Origin of the sequence: Mesorhizobium sp. M0317, assembly GCF_040321555.1 — a bacterium.
Lineage (GTDB): Bacteria > Pseudomonadota > Alphaproteobacteria > Rhizobiales > Rhizobiaceae > Mesorhizobium.
Genome location: NZ_JAMYRV010000026.1, coordinates 1 through 16,430, shown reverse-complemented (window position 1 = coordinate 16,430; position 16,430 = coordinate 1). Strand labels below are relative to the sequence as shown.

The following is a 16,430-nucleotide window of genomic DNA, read 5'->3' as shown; positions in this document are numbered from 1 at the left end:
GAGGCCGCTAACGCCTGTGGCCGCTTGTCCGCGGGAGACCTGAAAACGTTTCGACGTCCCTGTGCCGCCGTATGGCGGGCCAGATGGAAAGAGGTAACCACCCATGCCGCAGTCGGCTGAAAAAGTTCTCGACCACGCGCCCCTGTTCCGCGAGCCGGAATACAGGCAGATGCTCGCCGAGAAGAGGCTGAATTTCGAATGTCCTCACCCGGACCAGATCGTTACCGACCAAGGCGAATTCACCAAGACGTGGGAATACCGCGAAAAGAACCTTGCTCGCCAAGCCCTGCTCGTGAACCCCGCCAAGGCCTGCCAGCCGCTCGGCGCGGTGTTCGCGGCCGCAGGCTTCGAGCGAACCATGTCCTTCGTCCACGGCAGCCAGGGCTGCGTCGCCTATTACCGCTCGCACCTGTCGCGCCATTTCAAGGAGCCTGCTTCGGCGGTTTCCTCCTCGATGACCGAGGACGCAGCAGTGTTCGGCGGCCTGAAGAACCTGGTCGATGGGCTCGCCAACACGTACCAACTCTACGACCCGAAGATGATCGCCGTCTCGACCACTTGTATGGCGGAGGTCATTGGCGACGATCTGCACAGCTTCATCGAAAACGCCAAGGACGAAGGCTCGGTCCCGCGCGACTTCGACGTGCCTTTCGCCCATACGCCGGCCTTCGTCGGCAGCCATGTCGACGGCTATGACGTTACGGTCAAGGGCATTTTGGAGCATTTCTGGAAAGGGGAGGAGCGAACGGAAGCCGAGGGGACCATCAACGTCATTCCGGGCTTCGACGGATTCTGTGTTGGCAACAACCGGGAACTCAAGCGCCTGCTCGACCTGATAGGCGTATCCTACACCTTCATCCAAGACGCCTCTGACCAGTTCGACACGCCGTCCGACGGCGAATACCGCATGTATGACGGCGGCACGAAGATCGAAGACGTGAGGAAGGCACTCAACGCCGAGGCGACGCTGTCGCTGCAGCATTACAACACCAGAAAAACACTGGAGTATTGCGAGGGGGTGGGGCAGGCGACGTCCTCGTTCCATTACCCGCTCGGAGTCCAGGCAACCGACGACTTCCTCGTGGAGGTCTCCGCGATTTCCGGCAAGCAAATCCCCGAGGCAATCCGCCTGGAGCGCGGCCGACTTGTCGACGCCATGGCCGACAGCCAATCCTGGCTGCACGGTAAGAAATACGCCATCTACGGCGATCCGGACTTTGTCTACGCCATGGCCCGCTTCATCATGGAGACGGGCGGCGAGCCGACCCATTGCCTCGCCACCAACGGCACGTCGGCATGGGAAGCGGAGTTGAAGGAACTGCTTGCATCATCGCCCTTCGGCAAGGATGCTCAAGTCTGGGCGGGCAAGGACCTCTGGGCGATGCGCTCCCTGCTCTTCACCGAGCCGGTGGACCTGCTGATCGGCAACTCCTATGGCAAGTATCTGGAGCGCGACACGGGCACGCCGCTGATCCGGCTGACGTTTCCGATCTTCGATCGCCACCATCACCATCGGTTCGCGCTGATGGGCTACCAAGGCGGGTTGCGCGTGCTGACGACGATCCTCGACAAGATCTTCGACAAACTCGATCGCGAGACAAGCGAGACGGGCGTGACGGACTATTCGTATGACCTCACCCGCTAAGCTTGACGGTCGGCTTTGGCCGGTCGTCTTCCCGAGGAACTTTGGAGACCGACGCAATGTCCTTGCTCAGAGCCAAAATCCAGGATGTCTTCAACGAGCCTGGCTGCGAAAAGAACCGCGGCAAGGATGCCAAGGCGCGCAAGGTGAGCTGTTCGAGGCCACTGACCCCCGGGGCGGCGGCCGGCGGCTGTGCCTTCGATGGCGCCAAGATCGTACTGCAGCCGATCACCGACGTCGCACACCTGGTCCATGGGCCGCTCGCCTGCGAGGGCAATTCCTGGGACAACCGCGGTGCGGCTTCGTCCGGGCCAACGCTGTGGCGCACGAGCTTCACGACCGACCTCACCGAACTCGATGTTGTCATGGGGCAGGGCGAGCGGAAGCTCTTCAAAGGGATCCGCGAGATCAAGGAAGCGTATGGGCCGCCGGCGATCTTCGTTTATCCAACCTGCGTGACGGCGCTGATCGGCGACGACATAGAGGCCGTCTGCCAGCGCGCGGCGGAAAAGTTCGGCTTGGCCGTTGTACCGGTCAATGCGCCGGGCTTCGCCGGCTCCAAGAATCTTGGCAACAAGCTTGCCGGCGAGGCATTGCTCGATCATGTCATCGGCACGGCCGAGCCCGACGATCCCGGCCCTTACGACATCAACATCCTTGGCGAATTCAACCTCTCAGGCGAATTCTGGCTGGTGAAGCCGCTGCTGGATCGGCTCGGGATCCGGGTGCGCGCCTGCATTCCGGGTGACGCGCGTTACTTCGACATTGCCTGCGCGCACCGCGCCCGGGCGGCTATGGTGGTGTGCTCGACCGCGCTCATCAATCTCGCCCGCAAAATGGACGAGCGCTGGGGCATCCCGTTTTTCGAGGGCTCCTTCTACGGCATCACCGATACCTCGGATGCACTCCGGAACATAGCTGAGCTGCTCGTGAAGCAGGGTGCTGATCCGGAGATCCTCGGCCGCACCGAGGTATTGATTGCAGAGGAAGAGGCGATCGCCTGGAAGAAGCTAGCGGCCTACCGGCCGAGGCTCGCAGGCAAGCGCGTGCTGCTCAACACCGGCGGCGTGAAGTCCTGGTCGGTCGTCCATGCGCTGATGGAGATCGGGATCGAGATCGTCGGCACCTCTGTCAAGAAGTCGACCGTCGAAGACAAGGAGCGGATCAAGCAGATCCTCAAGGACGACAACCATATATTCGAGCAGATGGCAGCGCGCGAGCTTTACGCCATGCTCTCCGAACACAAGGCCGATATCCTGCTATCAGGCGGGCGCACGCAATTCGTCGCTCTGAAGGCCAAGACACCCTGGCTCGACATCAACCAGGAGCGCCAACACCCTTACGCCGGCTATGACGGCATGGTGGAACTCGTACGCCAGATCGACCTGGCCATTCAAAACCCCATCTGGTGCCAGGTACGGGAGCCGGCACCATGGGATTGCCAGCCTGCGGTGGGGGAGGAACTGCCGCGCACGAAAAGCGAGAACGTGACCTTGCATGCTGTCCAGGAATTCTCCGGCACGACGGCCGCTGATTTCGGCGAGTGTTGAGAAGCCAATGGGCCGCATCCTTCCCCAGACCAAAGCGGCGGCGGTCAATCCGCTGAAGTCATCGCAGCCGCTGGGTGCCGCCTTGGCCTTTCTTGGCGTCGACGGCGCGATGCCATTGTTCCACGGCAGCCAGGGGTGCACCAGCTTCGCGCTCGTGCTCTTCGTGCGACATTTCAAGGAAGCCATTCCCTTGCAGACAACCGCGATGGACGAGGTGGCAACGATCCTCGGCGGGGCAGACCATCTGGAAGAGGCGATCCTCAACCTCAAGGCCCGCACAAAGCCAACGCTGATCGGGGTTTGCACGACCGCGCTGGTGGAAACCCGGGGCGAAGACTGCGCAGGAGATATCGCCAATATCAGGCTGAAGCGCACCAAAGAACTCGCGGGTACGGAGGTGGTGCTGGCCAACACACCGGATTTCGACGGCGCGATCGAAGAGGGCTGGGCCAAGGCTGTCACCGCTATGATCGAAAGGATTACGCGGCCAGGCGAGCAGGCGCGGCAGTCGAAGAAAATCGTGATCCTGCCTGGCTGGAACCTCACTGTGGCTGACATCGAGCATTTGCGTGAGATGGTTGAGAGCTTTGGACTGAAGCCGGTGATTTTACCGGACGTCTCCGGCTCGCTCGACGGTACGGTGCCCGACCGTTGGGCCACGACCACCTATGGCGGCACCAGCGTCGAGGATATCCGCGAGCTTGGCACGGCCGAGCGATGCATTGTCATCGGTGAGCATATGCGCCGCCCGGCCGACGTGCTGCATAGGTTAACCGGCGTACCTTACGTGCTGTTTCGGTCGCTGACTGGATTGAAGGACGCAGACCGGTTCGTCTCGCACCTATCGGCGGTTTCGGGCGCGGCGGCGCCGGCTGGGGTACGCCGTCGCCGGGCGCAGTTGCAGGACGCCTTGCTCGACGGACATTTCCACTTTGGAGGTAAGAAAATTGCGATCGCTGCTGAACCAGACCAACTCTACCAACTCGCGAGCTTCTTCATCGCCATGGGCTCCGAAATCGCGGCGGCGGTCACAACGGCCGCTATGTCAAAAATTCTGGAGGAAGTGCCGGCGCAGTCGGTTCAAATCGGCGATCTCGGCGATTTGGAAGCGCTTAGCGCCGGCGCTGATCTTCTCGTTACTCATTCCCACGGCCGCCAGGCGGCGCAGCGCCTCGGCATTCCGCTCATGCGGGTCGGCTTCCCGATCTTCGACCGGCTCGGGGCCCAGCACAAGCTCACAATCCTCTACCAAGGGACCCGCGACCTGATCTTCGAGATTGCCAACATTTTCGAAGCCAACGGGCACGCGCCGACGCCTGAGGCGCTTGATCCACTCCGTAAGCGAGAAATGCCAGATGCGCTCCGTTCGTCGCCTCTCGCTCGTCACTGACGAGGTTCACGCACCGAAGCCGGAACGCCAAGCCGGCGCATTGCGCGTGGCCATCGCCACGCAGGACATGAAGAACCTCAACGCCCATTTCGGATCGGCCAGGCGCTTTGCTGTCTACGACGTGATGCGCGAGGAGTGGAATCTCGTGGAAGCCGTGGCCTTTGACGACGTTTCCGACGAGAGCGGGAAGCACCGAACCGAGGGCGATGACCGCATCACCCCGAAGGTGGAGGCGCTAAAGGGCTGCCATTTGCTGTTTTGTCTGGCAATCGGCGGACCTTCGGCAGCCAAACTTGTTTCCGCAAAGATCCATCCGATCAAAGTGTCGCAGCCCCAGACCATCCAAGAGGTGTTGTTGCGCACGCAGATGATGCTCAGGACGTGTCCTCCCCCTTGGCTGCGCAAGGTGCTGGCGCAGGCAGGTGTCGCTGAACAGAAACCCTCCTTCGAGGACGAAAGCTGAAATGAGGAGTGGGCGAAATGTTTGAAGCCGCTGTTAGCCCTGCCGCCACCGAGGACGAGGCGGCCCTTGCCACCCCGTTCGTCAAATGCCTCGTGCGGCTGATCCGTGCCAATGATTCCCACGGGTCATGGGAAGGCAAATCGGACGCCGAGCTGCTGGGCGACTTCATCATCACCAGGGAACAGCGCCGCGCAATTCCAATCATCGGCGATCCCGATCCGGACGTGCTGTGGAGGCTCGATAAGTTCTACACCGCCGTCGGGCTTGCGATTGAGGAACGCTCCGGCCTGATGGCATCCCCGATGATGGAGATAAGCCATGAGGGCTTCGGGCGCGTGCTCTTCACGGCCGGGCGGTTGGTCGTTCTGTCGAAAACCCTGCGCGACGTCCACCGGTTCGGTTTCGAGACGTTCTGGAAACTCGCCGCGGCCGGTACTCAACTGGCCGGCGATGCCACCGCAGCCATTGAGGCTTATCCCGAGGTGGCGCGGGCGTGATGGAACCGATTTTCGATCGAGGGGATCATGTCAGGCCTTGAGGACATGCGATGGCCAGCCCTCTCAATCGAGGCGGTCGAGGCCGATGTCGTTCTTGGGGCAGCGCTGATGAAGCCAGTGGTACTGATCTGTTCGCAAGATGCGGAGTTGTATCTGTTCCTCAGCCACATTCTGGGGGTGGACGGCTTCACGAGTGAGCCGGCAGGCGGCGTGAAGGAAGCACTTGCATTGGCCGATGAACGGGAGCTCCAGGCGGTAGTCCTGGACTGCGGGCCAGCGAGCGCGACAGGCTCCACAATCTGCGCCCGGTTTAAGGGGGAGCCCCGCACCGGCCGCCTGCCCGTCATTGCGTTGATCGCGCCCGGCGCCGAGAACCAGCACCTCGATCTCTTGAAGGCAGGTATTGACGAGAGCTTTGTGCGGCCCTTCGCGCCGGCCAAGCTGGTTGACTGTCTACGCACGAAGCTGGCGCTGCCACAGCCGGGTTCAAACGGGATAAAAAACGGCAGCTGGCTCAGTTGCGGCAGCCTTGAGATGAAGCTCGATGCCCACCGAGTTCGAGGTAATGGCCACGACATCCATCTCGGACCTCTCGAATTCAACCTGCTGCGGCAATTTCTTGAGGCTCCCGGCAAGGTATTCAGCCGAGACGAGCTGATCGACGCGGCCTGGCCGGACAATATCCATATCGGTGAACGCACTGTCGACGTCCATATCAGCCGGATCAGAAAGGCGCTGAAGGCGGCCTCGCCAGGGAGCGTCATTCGTACTGTCAGGTCTGCCGGCTACTCGCTCGAGAAGCCGGACGACTGAATAGCGAACGGATAGTGTGCCACTCTCCATCTTCGTTCTGCTGAAGGGAATTCTTGCGGCTTCGAAACGCGCTACGGGCGCGACATACTCAGGGGGAGCAGTCAGATGGCCTTCAAAAGCCTACTCAGTGTAGCGGGAGCTGACCACTCCGATAGGGACATCAGAACAGCTGCAAGCTTGTGCGCCGAAGTCGGCGCACATTTGTCCGTCCTGATTTTGTCGCCTCTGCCTCTCGTTATGTCACCTCCGCCGCTAAGCGATTGCATCTCCGAGTGGCCTGAACAACGCGCGCACGCCATTGCCGCACTGGAAAAACGGTACAGGCAAATCGAGAGATTTTCACAGGACACGGCCAGTTGGGAAAAAGCATCCAGGGAAATTCACAAACTGCTGAGAGCCACGTGGCGGTGCTATGATGTCGATATTGCCAACTGCGATCAGGCCAGCGTCGGTGACGCAGTGCGAACGCGGGCGCTCTGCAACGACCTGACAATCGTCGGCCCTGCACTTCTCAACGACGTTAACGTCGGTCCCCTTGTTATCAACGGCAGCCTGTTCGACACCGGAAAGCCGGTGCTTGTCGTGCCGGAGGGCGCTGAGGCGACTCTGTCGCCGCGGCGCGTGCTGGTCGGCTGGGATTCGCGAGTCGAGGCGTCCCGTTCGGTTCGCGAAGCGCTGCATCTGCTAGCCGGTGCTGAGGAAGTTCGCGTCGCACTAGTCGATCCGAAGGCGACCTGCATCGGAAACGGCGCCGAGCCGGGAGCCGACATCGCTACCTATCTCACTCGGCACGGTGCTCGGGTGTCGGTCGACCGGCTGGCGAGCGCCGGAAAATCGGCAGCCACGGTGCTCGCGCAGCACGCAATCGACACGTCTGCCGACATGATAGTCATGGGGGCTTATGGCAATCGCCGGCTGCGTGAGCGGCTCTTCGGCGGTGTCACGAGATGGATAGTTGGGAAGCCGCCATTGCCGCTGTTTTTGGCTCGCTGACGGGTTCTGAAGTAGCACCGATGCTGTTCCAAGCTCTACTCCCCTGGTCACCTACCCTGATGCGAAGTCGGAGAAAGGTCGCCGGAAACGAGCAAGTTCCGCGAAGCTCATAAGCAATTGCAAGCGCCGGCGCGAAGAACATTGCCGGACGCCTCTAACGCGCTCGGTGTCTGCTCGGTAACGCGCAGACAAACGGCCGGGCTGAGGCCCAGGCGTCCTAAATGCGCTCAAAACACCGATACTCGAGCCGGCGTCAGGTCGAGAAAGAGAGTCGTTTCAGCGCGGCGGCCGCGTTCGGACCGTAGCCTCATCGTATTGGCGTTATCACGATTTCCCTCACCACTGGCCGGGAACGGAACACGCAACGACCGTGCAGCGGCCAAGGCACCGACCTTCGACCCCGACGGTCGCGCTCTTGCCGGCCCTCGGCGCGAACGGTGGCATCAATCACGTGTCATCGCCTGGGATGGTAGCCGGGTCAGCGGCGAGGGCGGCCGCATCTTCGGCGTTTTCAGTCTGCCCGGCCCACCGCGTGGCGACCGAGTGGCCTTGAGACCGATCAATTCCCACAACGCTCACATTCGCACCAGGCGGTCCCTGTTGGACCTGTGCAAAGGGATACAGAACAACAAAAGCAGGAATCCGGGAGAGTTCACCGGCCCGGCACATGCCGGCAGATCCCGGCTCTCTTCGGCACGATCATCATCCTCGATCTGGCGTTATTCGCGACACGCAGCCGGACATGACCGGCTTCGTCGTGAAACTCTGGCGTTGCGAGCCAGGAATTCAAGCACAAAGCGGAAGAGGTAGGGCAGAGGCGATGCTCGGAGGGCGCGGCCCCTGCAATCGCAATGGCGTCCGCTGAGCGACCGGAACGGCAAGAAGCTCAAGCAGCTTGAGGCGGAGGATGATGACGGGGCTGGCGCTAGCCAAGCAGTCATGATGTCCATCTGTTCGTTCCTATATGTCGAGACGTCCATGGATCGTGTCCCGCGGCGTGGTGTAGCTGGCGGCATTAGTCGCGTTGCTGTCCGGCATGGGCCGGGCTGATCAGCGCGCCACGGCTGGCAGGCTGATCAGGGGATCATCGCTCATCTGGCTGACGTTTCCAGAGTCATATATCTGGCCCGCTGCACTGCCCATTCATCGTTCTGTTCGAGCAGGATTGCGCCGACGAGGCGCACGATCGCATCGTCGTTCGGGAAGATTCCGGCGACCTCGGTGCGCCGCTTGATCTCGCCGTTGAGACGTTCGATCGGATTGGTCGAGTGGAGCTTGGCGCGATGTTCCTTGGGGAAGGTCATGTAGGCCAGCACGTCGGGCTCGGCGTCGTCCATGATTGTCGCCAGCTTCGGCACCTTCGGCCGGATCTGGTCGGCGACGGCGCGCCATTGTACGGACGCGGCCTCGGGCGTTTCCTGGGCGAAAGCGGTGGCGATGAAGGCTGAGACGACCCTGCGGCCGCTCTTGCCGGCATGGGCCAGCACGTTCCTCATGAAGTGGACGCGGCACCTCTGCCATGTCGCGCACAGCACCTTGGTGACGGTCGCCTTGAGGCCTTCGTGAGCATCGGAGACGACGAGCTTGACGCCGCGCAGGCCGCGACGTGTCAGCTTGCGCAGGAACTCTGTCCAGATCGGCTCGGCCTCCGAGGTGCCAATCTCCATGCCCAGTACCTCGCGCCGGCCGGCCGCGTTGACGCCGACGGCGATGATAACGGCGACCGAGACGATCCGCCCACCGCGGCGGACCTTCAGGTAAGTGGCGTCGATCCACAGGTATGGCCAATCGCCCTCGATCGGCCGATCGAGGAAGGCCTTCACCTTCCCGTCGATCTCCTCGCATAGCCGCGAGACCTGGCTCTTGGATATGCCGCTCATACCCATGGCCTTGACCAGGTCGTCAACCGACCGGGTCGAGATGCCTTGCACATAAGCTTCCTGGATGACGGCGGTTAGCGCCTTGTCGGCCATGCGGCGCGGTTCGAGGAAACCTGGGAAGTAGCTTCCCTTCCTGAGCTTCGGGATGCGCAGCTCGACCGTGCCGGCCCGCGTCTCCCAGTCCCGGTCGCGGTAGCCATTGCGCTGGGCGAGCCGCAGCGGGTTCTTCTCGCCATAGCTGGCGCCGGTGGCCGCGCCCACCTCCATTTCCATCAGTCGCTCGGCGGCAAAGCCGATCATCTCCCGCAGCAGATCGGCATCCGGGGTCTTCTCCACGAGCGTGCGCAGGTTCATCATGTCGTCGGTCATCGGTGGTCCTTCCGAAATGGGTTGGCGTCAACAACCAAACCCTACCGGAAAGCGCCGATGACCACCCACACGCCGCTCGCTCGCTACAGCGCTACTAAGGGCGCGCTCGTGAGCGGCTTCGCTACCGCCGAGCTACACCACCTGATGGGACACGACCCGTCCACCCGTCCATGGCCACGCTTCTGTCTCGACGGGAAGCGGGTGATGCGTGTCCAAGACCTGACAATGGCAGAAAACATGTCGATCCAATACAACCGGCTATCTTGGGGCGCTTCACAACTTCTCAAAGTATATCAAGCGTTTACCGCAAGCTGAGCGCGTTGGCACGGCCTTTGCGAATTGAGTTGAGCAACACTGAGTGAAGGCTGACCGCACGCAGATGCGCAAGACGAGCGATGGTCTCTCTTCGTTGAACCCTCGTGCCCCGTCGCAAAGAGGAACAAGCTTGCGCATAAGGTCACGCAACCTTTGGCAACAGCTTTTTTTGGAGGGCAAGATGATGTTGCGGATGGGGTCGCCGGCTCCTTCGATCAAAGTGGAGGACTGGCTGCGTGGCGAGCCCGTTGCGGACTTCCAGCCCGGCAAAGTCTATATCGTCGAATTTTGGGCAACTTGGTGCGAACTATGTTCGGCGGAGATGCTCGAGCTGATGCAGCTACAGGAGAAATACAAGGACAGCGGACTTGAGGTCCTCGGGATCGCGGCTGATGAAGAAGCTCCAACGGCCGTCGAGGCCCGGACCAAGTTAGATGCGTGGTTGGCCGAAAAGTGCCCGGATCTGAATTATCGGATTGGGTTCGACTTCACAGGCGAAATGAAGAAGCTTTGGAGGGAACCCAGCTTTTGCGTCGGGATCCCCACCTCGTTCGTAGTCGACCGAGACGGCTGCATCGCCTTTATCGGTCATCCGAGCCAACTCGGCGAGGTTTTGCCGAAAGTGTTCAACGGCAGCTGGCCTACCAGCAACAAAGCGAAAGCCGCCGATCAGCAGCGGATCGCCACAAGCGAACCCCTGGCGCGCGGACAAGCGCTGAAGAAGCCGATCGATGACAGGTTCTGGGCGGCGGTGAAGCTGGAAGATTGGAAGACGGCGCTCTGGGCGATCGAAGAGGGCATCGCCTTGATGCCGGACGACCTCAATTTCCGCTTGGCCCATGCACATCTGTTGCTTCACAAAATACAAGACATGTGGACCGGCTTGCCCGTGATGCGCCAGTTGGTTCGCGACGCGATCGACAAAAACTCCGAGGATTGGATGGTTTCGGCGCTAGACCAACTTTTCCATCCGGCCAATGACCATTCGCGCCTTCCCCCTGCTGAGCGCTTCGCGATGGGCAAGGAGCTGTCCGAACACATCCTGGCGCTGAATCCCCCGCAAGGCGACAGTCCCAAGTTCCGATCTTATCCCGCGGTCGCCCGGTACTATCACGAGAACGGCAACAATGATCGCGCGATCGAGTTGGTCGAACTGGCACTGACGTCGCTGGACGGTCCGGAGCCTATCCCGGCCGAATTGAAAGAGCAGCATCTGCCGGATTTGCTGCAGGCCCTCGCCAAGTACAGGGGTGCGAAGGCTTGTTGCGGCGCTCTCTTTGCCGCTGCGCAAAACAGTTTCCCGAAGGTGCCAAAGCGCGGTCGGCCGAGGAAGAAAGATAAAAAAGGGTAATTGGTCGAAAGGGCTTACTGGCCACTGCGTCCATTTCCCTGGCGTGACCGCAGCAAGGAGGTCCATGCAGCACTTGGTCGATCGTTTGCAGCAGGATCGAGGCTCGAATCTTCATGGCCTCCAGCATTGCGGCGGAAGCGATGTTCGACGCGAATTCGCGTGGGAGACTTCGCAGTCGAGGACGTGTCAAGGTCGGCCCGAGGGACATCAATTGCGTGGAATCAGCGGGGCCGAGCCATGCGTCGGCTGCGCAAGTGCCCGAAGTAGGCGTCCCAGAAAACAGACATCGTGCTTCGAGGAAGAGGACTGCGAAATGTCTGATGCTGCGGTCAGCTCGGCTGTCAACGAGGACGAGGCGGCTCTTGCCATGCCTTTTGTCAGATGCCTCGTGCGGCTGATCCGTGCTCAACACTCCTATGGTTCGTGGGAAAGCAAATGGGATGCCGAACTGCTGGACGACTTCATCGTCACCAGAAAACAGCGCCGTGCGGTTCCTATCATCGGCGATCCCGAGCCGGACGTGCTGTGGAGGCTCGACATGTTCTACACCGCCGTCGGGCTTGCGATCGAGGAGCGCTCCGACCTGATGACATCGCCAATGATGGAGATGAAAGCCATGGGGCTTCGGACGATTGCTTTTCACGGTCGGGCAGCTCGTCGTTCTGTCCAGACGTCCATCGGTTCGGCTTCGATACGTTCCGGCAACTCGCGAAGGCCGGTACGAAACTGGTCGACGATGCGACCTCAGCCACTGAAGCCTATCGCAACGTGGCACGGGCTTGAAGACACCGATTTCGAGGAAGGATCTATGTCAAAGCTGGATGAGATGGGAATGAAAGTCCGAAAGCTTCAGCTGCGCGCGGCAATTGCCAAGATGAAATTGCGCGACCTTGCAGAGGATCTCCCGGGAAAATGGATGGAGATAGAGGAAGTGCCGAGGAAACGTCGGCCGTTTTTGCCGAGTTGGATGGCGCCAAGAGAGGGCTCGCTGCAAAAGAAGTTACGATGACAAGCACATTCACCACCCGCGATGGCTCCGGATGGGTGCCGGAATATCTCACCGCTATAAACGGCACGACCTGCATCGGCTGCGGCCGCTGTTTCAAAGTCTGCTCGCGCGAGGTCATGCATCTTTACGGCGTCGATGACGCAGGTGAAATCCTCGGCGCCTGCGACGACGAGGATGACGATTTCGATGGCGAGCTCAATCGCATGATCATGGTCGTCGACCATGCCGGCCGCTGCATTGGCTGCGGAGCCTGCGGCCGCGTCTGCCCGAAGAACTGCCAGACCCATGTTGCGGCCGACCAGGTCCCAGCATGATCTGAGGAGACAAAACCAGGAGAACGACGTTGCCCTTAAAGATCTTTTGTCGCGTCCTGGGAATGGTCCTGTGCAGCACCGCACTGATCGTCTACTCCGCTTCTCGGTCCATCGACAAAGTAGTCGTCACGACGTTGGCATGTTCGCTGCTCCTTCAGCTGGCATATTTCGCAAGCGTGCTCTTTCTGATCTGGCGGTCTGGCTGCGTTAGCCGAGCTGGCCAAAGGGCTGAGCATTTCGACAGTTGTAAGGAAGTTGGATCCGAGCCGCCAGACCTTGATGAGGTGACGAATGGATCCGCAGATTTGCTCCAGCGCGATCAAATGCTGGCCATATCGCTGCTACTGCCTTGAGGCGCCACGACAAGGTCAGTGCTCAACCTGGCGCAAACTTTAGGCCAACCATAAACAGTGAGCAGATATTAGAGCAATACGGTGCTTGAGAAGTCGATGGTGACCGCAATAGGTCATTCTAGTTAATCCAGGAGATGCAGTTCTTGAATGCCATACCGTTGGTAGCGTGGCAGTACGCCGGTGTGCGGTCCAACTCTTAACGACGAAGAGGCTCTGGAAATGGTAATGGGGGACTCTTCTGGCGCCGGATAACGCAGACGACATTAAAAAAATCTAAGACGCCTCTAGAATGACCCGTGAATGGCTAATTCAGGTCCATCGCGTGTTGCCGGAGAGAAATGCTGGAAAGTTCGAACGCTATCCGCTCACATTTGGACCCACGCCCATCGAGAAGCTCGACCGCCTCTCCGAGCCCTGGGGGGCCAGGTGGAAATCTACGCCAAACGCGAGGACTGCAACTCCGGTCTCGCGTTCGGCGGAAACAAACTGCGCAAGCTCGAATACATCATTCATTCCCGACGATCGGGCCAGATGCCGATACGCTCGTCACCGTCCGCGGCGTCCAGTCCAATCACACAAGGATGGGCGCCGCGGTCGCCGCCAAGATCGGCATGAAATGTCTCCTGGTTCAGGAGAGCTGGGTAACACATGAGGATGCGGTCAACGGCCGGGTTGGCAATATTCTCTTGAGCCGCATCATGGGAGCAGAGGTGCATCTGATCGACGATGGCTTTGACATCGGCATCCGCCGCAGTTGGGAAAAGGCCCTCTACGAGGTCAAAGCGAGGGGCGGCAGACCCTATGCGATACCAGCCGGTGCATCTGTTCACCCGAAAGGCGGCCTCGGCTATGTAGGTTTCGCGGAGGAGGTGCGCGCCAGAAAAAACGGCTTGGGTTTGCTTTCGACTACATCGTTGTTTGCACGGTCACAGGTTCAACGCATGCGGCATGCTCGTCGGATTCGCCGAGGACGGTCGACAGCGCAACGTGATCGGTATCGATGCCTCTGCCACCCCCGCAAAGGCCAAGGCGCAGGTGCTAAAGATTGCCCAACATATGGAGTGCGCCCCTGCGGGTGGGGTTTGAAGGATTTACCAGTGCTGTCGGGTTTTCGGAGAGAGAACCATGGCAAGACACCGCAGTTACAGCATCACGTTCAAGCGTCAGGTTTTTCAGGAATATCTGTCGGGCGATACGTTTCACAGCTTGGCGCAACGGCACGACATCACCCGCACACTGATCCGGATCTGGTTTGGCAAGTATGAAGCAGGCGGCTTGGACGAAGATGTGGCCTCAGCAGCTCTGATGACGGAATACGAGGCGCGGATTGCCGCGCTTGAGCGACTTGTCGGCAAGCAGGCTCTGGAACTGGAGTTTCTAAAGGGGGCTCTGAAAAGCGCTCCGCGGCCGAAAAGCGGGATTACGTCCGTTATCACCGGCCCCGTGGTCTCAGTGTCGCCAAAGGCTGCCGGCTGATGGGTATGGCGCGTTCCAGCTTCTATGACCGTCCCGAAAGGCCAGCCGACGACACGGCCATCGTCGAGGCGATTGTCTCGATCTGCGACGAGTTCGAGTTCTACGGCTATCGCCCGTGGGTGCGGCGCTGCGTCAGCAAGGCGTGGTCGTGAACCACAAGAAAATCCGCCGCCTGATGGTCGAGCATTATCTGGTGCCCAGGATGAGGCGCCGATTCGTCGCCAGCACCGACAGCAATCATCACAGCCCGATCTTCTCCAACCTGGCGAAGGACTTCGTCCCGACGGGTCCGAACCAGCTTTAGGTCGCCGACATCACCTATGTCGCGCTGCCCGCCCGCTTCGTTTATGTCGCCGTCGTTCTCGACGCATGGTCGCGCATGATCGTCGGCTACGCCATTGGCCGATCGATCGACGCCCGCCTGACGCGGCTGCCTTAAGCGCCGCAGTCGAGCGCAGAATGCCGCCGCCAGGCTGCGTTCATCACTCCGATCGAGGCTCCCAGGGCGGATTCAAGCGATCGTCGCAACACCGATTGTGTTCACTCATGGCAACAACTCGTCAAGCGCTTCTGCCGGCGTTTTCCAACCCAGGGTCTTTCTCGGCCGTGCATTGAGGGCCGCTGCCACGGCGGCGATCTCGTCGGCGCTGTGAATGCTCAGGTCGGTGCCTTTCGGGAAGTACTGACGCAGCAGCCCATTGGTGTTCTCGTTGGTGCCGCGCTGCCATGGGCTTTGCGGATCGCAGAAGTAGACCCGCACACCCGCATCGATCGTGAGACGATCGTGCTGGGCCATTTCGGCTCCCTGATCCCAGGTCAGCGAACGGCGTAGCTCTTCGGGCAAGGTGATGATGGTGCGCGTAATCGCGTCACGCACGGCCTCAGCTCCATGTCCCGCGAGCGCAGGTCCGTTCTTCGTGCGCGGAGCTTCGCCATGCCCCACGAGCCGGGGAAGATGCAGTAGCATCGTGAAGCGCGTCGTGCGCTCGACCAACGTGCCGATCGCCGAGCTGCCAAGACCGAGGATGAGGTCTCCTTCCCAGTGACCCGGCACCGCCCGATCGGCCGCTTCGGCGGGGCATTGACTGATCATGATCCGCACCAGTTTGGCTTCGCCCCGCAACCGGCCTTTCACTATGCGCTCGAACCATAGGTCGAGCACATAATGCAGATACACATTGCTGAGCAACACCTGATCGAACCCCCTTGCGGAGTCCCCTCTTCGTTCGATTGGACCATACCGTCCTCCAGAACACTCGCCTTCAACCAGCGGCGCCCTCGATCGGCCGATCGAGGAAGGCCTTCACCTTCCCGTCGATCTCCTCGCATAGCCGCGAGACCTGGCTCTTGGATATGCCGCTCATACCCATGGCCTTGACCAGGTCGTCAACCGACCGGGTCGAGATGCCTTGCACATAAGCTTCCTGGATGACGGCGCGCTACATCGATGACTTTGTGATCTGTTTCCAATACCGCGAAGATGCCCTCCGCGTTCAGGAAGCCCTACATCAACGGTTGGGGAAGTTTGGCCTCAGCCTGGAGCCGACCAAGACCAAGTTGGTCGAGTTTGGCCGGTTCGCGCAGCGACACGCGGGCAAGCGCGACGCGCCGTGCTCTCCTGAACTCATCATGCGGCGGCCAGCGCCGCCCGCGAAGAGAAGCGCGTGACCCGCGGACGATACGATCCGGAAAAAGAACAGGATTAGCTTGACCGCGACGACCCCAATCAGAGAGGACTCTTACAACACGGGCGCCCGGGACTCGAAATACAACAACGACTACGTCTATCTCGCCGACGGGTGGCGGCATAGCAAGTGGCTCGCCTTCATGCGGCGTCGGCTGATCATCGCCCGACGTCTGTTGAAGCCCCACAGCGTACTGATCGTTAGCAGGCTGTTGAAAAAGGGGCTCGCGGTTGGGTAGCTCCGTGATTCACTCATTTCGCGAGAATGCGGAGGGTGAATCGTGCGCGGCGGCGACAATCGAACTGGCGAGTTGTTCAGCTACGTTGATCT

General features: G+C 60.6%; 16 protein-coding genes and 5 pseudogenes. 18 read left to right on the top strand and 3 right to left on the bottom strand.

Going from position 1 to position 16,430, the window contains the following annotated elements; translation table 11 throughout:
- Positions 1–103: 103 nt before the first annotated feature.
- From nifK to NKI88_RS18630, 7 genes are all read left to right on the top strand, one after another.
- The gene (nifK, locus tag NKI88_RS18660) at positions 104–1,645 is read left to right on the top strand and encodes a nitrogenase molybdenum-iron protein subunit beta (protein ID WP_352561353.1); all 1,542 of its coding nucleotides are present in this window, start codon (positions 104–106) and stop codon (positions 1,643–1,645) included.
- A 56-nt stretch (positions 1,646–1,701) separates the two neighbouring features.
- On the top strand, positions 1,702–3,192 hold the full coding sequence (gene nifE / locus NKI88_RS18655) for a nitrogenase iron-molybdenum cofactor biosynthesis protein NifE (protein WP_352561351.1): 1,491 nt from the start codon (positions 1,702–1,704) through the stop codon (positions 3,190–3,192).
- 7 nt (positions 3,193–3,199) lie between these two features.
- Positions 3,200–4,582, top strand: a complete 1,383-nt coding sequence (gene nifN, locus NKI88_RS18650) for a nitrogenase iron-molybdenum cofactor biosynthesis protein NifN (protein WP_352656532.1) — start codon at positions 3,200–3,202, stop codon at positions 4,580–4,582.
- Positions 4,548–5,045, top strand: coding sequence for a nitrogen fixation protein NifX (gene nifX / locus NKI88_RS18645; RefSeq protein ID WP_352561348.1), 498 nt, complete (start codon positions 4,548–4,550; stop codon positions 5,043–5,045). The genes nifN and nifX overlap by 35 nt, the downstream gene beginning before the upstream one ends.
- Positions 5,046–5,062: 17 nt before the next feature.
- Positions 5,063–5,542: a NifX-associated nitrogen fixation protein gene (locus NKI88_RS18640; protein WP_023690550.1), complete on the top strand. Its 480-nt coding sequence runs from the start codon at positions 5,063–5,065 to the stop codon at positions 5,540–5,542.
- A 27-nt stretch (positions 5,543–5,569) separates the two neighbouring features.
- Positions 5,570–6,355 carry a response regulator transcription factor gene (locus NKI88_RS18635; RefSeq protein ID WP_352561345.1) on the top strand — a complete coding sequence of 262 codons (786 nt, stop codon included), beginning with the start codon at positions 5,570–5,572 and terminating at the stop codon, positions 6,353–6,355.
- Positions 6,356–6,460: 105 nt separating this feature from the next.
- Positions 6,461–7,348, top strand: a complete 888-nt coding sequence (locus NKI88_RS18630; protein ID WP_352656530.1) for a universal stress protein — start codon at positions 6,461–6,463, stop codon at positions 7,346–7,348.
- Between the two features lie 1,050 nt (positions 7,349–8,398).
- On the opposite strand, the pseudogene NKI88_RS18625 reads toward NKI88_RS18630, so the two are convergent.
- A pseudogene (locus tag NKI88_RS18625) lies at positions 8,399–9,597 on the bottom strand (IS256 family transposase).
- A 57-nt stretch (positions 9,598–9,654) separates the two neighbouring features.
- On the opposite strand from NKI88_RS18625, the gene NKI88_RS18620 reads away from it, so the two are divergent.
- The 10 genes and pseudogenes from NKI88_RS18620 to NKI88_RS18575 all read left to right on the top strand — a co-directional run bounded on the left by NKI88_RS18620 (position 9,655) and on the right by NKI88_RS18575 (position 14,719).
- Positions 9,655–9,912, top strand: a complete 258-nt coding sequence (locus NKI88_RS18620; RefSeq protein ID WP_352656528.1) for a hypothetical protein — start codon at positions 9,655–9,657, stop codon at positions 9,910–9,912.
- 181 nt (positions 9,913–10,093) lie between these two features.
- Positions 10,094–11,263, top strand: a complete 1,170-nt coding sequence (locus NKI88_RS18615; protein ID WP_352656526.1) for a TlpA disulfide reductase family protein — start codon at positions 10,094–10,096, stop codon at positions 11,261–11,263.
- Positions 11,264–11,576: 313 nt separating this feature from the next.
- Positions 11,577–12,046, top strand: a pseudogene (locus tag NKI88_RS18610) (NifX-associated nitrogen fixation protein).
- Positions 12,000–12,272: a CCE_0567 family metalloprotein gene (locus NKI88_RS18605; protein WP_502909475.1), complete on the top strand. Its 273-nt coding sequence runs from the start codon at positions 12,000–12,002 to the stop codon at positions 12,270–12,272. Before NKI88_RS18610 ends, NKI88_RS18605 begins: the two are co-directional and overlap by 47 nt.
- Positions 12,269–12,586 (top strand): ferredoxin III, nif-specific, encoded by a 318-nt coding sequence (gene fdxB / locus NKI88_RS18600; RefSeq protein ID WP_352656570.1) that lies wholly within the window; start codon positions 12,269–12,271, stop codon positions 12,584–12,586. The genes NKI88_RS18605 and fdxB overlap by 4 nt, the downstream gene beginning before the upstream one ends.
- 62 nt (positions 12,587–12,648) lie before the next feature.
- A complete protein-coding gene (locus tag NKI88_RS18595; protein WP_352656568.1) occupies positions 12,649–12,939 on the top strand; it encodes an exopolysaccharide production repressor protein in 291 nt (96 codons plus the stop codon).
- Positions 12,940–13,228: 289 nt separating this feature from the next.
- Positions 13,229–13,995 (top strand): annotated as a pseudogene (locus NKI88_RS18590) (pyridoxal-phosphate dependent enzyme); the annotation flags it as partial.
- Between the two features lie 69 nt (positions 13,996–14,064).
- Positions 14,065–14,415 (top strand): transposase, encoded by a 351-nt coding sequence (locus NKI88_RS18585; RefSeq protein ID WP_352656524.1) that lies wholly within the window; start codon positions 14,065–14,067, stop codon positions 14,413–14,415.
- 5 nt (positions 14,416–14,420) lie between these two features.
- Positions 14,421–14,567, top strand: a complete 147-nt coding sequence (locus NKI88_RS18580; RefSeq protein ID WP_352656522.1) for a hypothetical protein — start codon at positions 14,421–14,423, stop codon at positions 14,565–14,567.
- Complete coding sequence (locus NKI88_RS18575; protein WP_352656520.1) at positions 14,531–14,719, top strand: IS3 family transposase; 189 nt, start codon at positions 14,531–14,533, stop codon at positions 14,717–14,719. The genes NKI88_RS18580 and NKI88_RS18575 overlap by 37 nt, the downstream gene beginning before the upstream one ends.
- A gap of 240 nt (positions 14,720–14,959) precedes the next feature.
- Here the strand turns inward: NKI88_RS18575 and NKI88_RS18570 are convergent.
- Positions 14,960–15,511, bottom strand: a pseudogene (locus NKI88_RS18570) (IS30 family transposase); the annotation flags it as partial.
- A gap of 178 nt (positions 15,512–15,689) precedes the next feature.
- Positions 15,690–15,851: pseudogene (locus NKI88_RS18565) on the bottom strand (transposase); the annotation flags it as partial.
- Here NKI88_RS18565 and NKI88_RS18560 point away from each other — a divergent pair.
- Positions 15,844–16,083: a hypothetical protein gene (locus tag NKI88_RS18560; RefSeq protein WP_352656518.1), complete on the top strand. Its 240-nt coding sequence runs from the start codon at positions 15,844–15,846 to the stop codon at positions 16,081–16,083. The pseudogene NKI88_RS18565 and the gene NKI88_RS18560 overlap by 8 nt on opposite strands.
- The last annotated feature ends 347 nt before the right edge of the window (positions 16,084–16,430 follow it).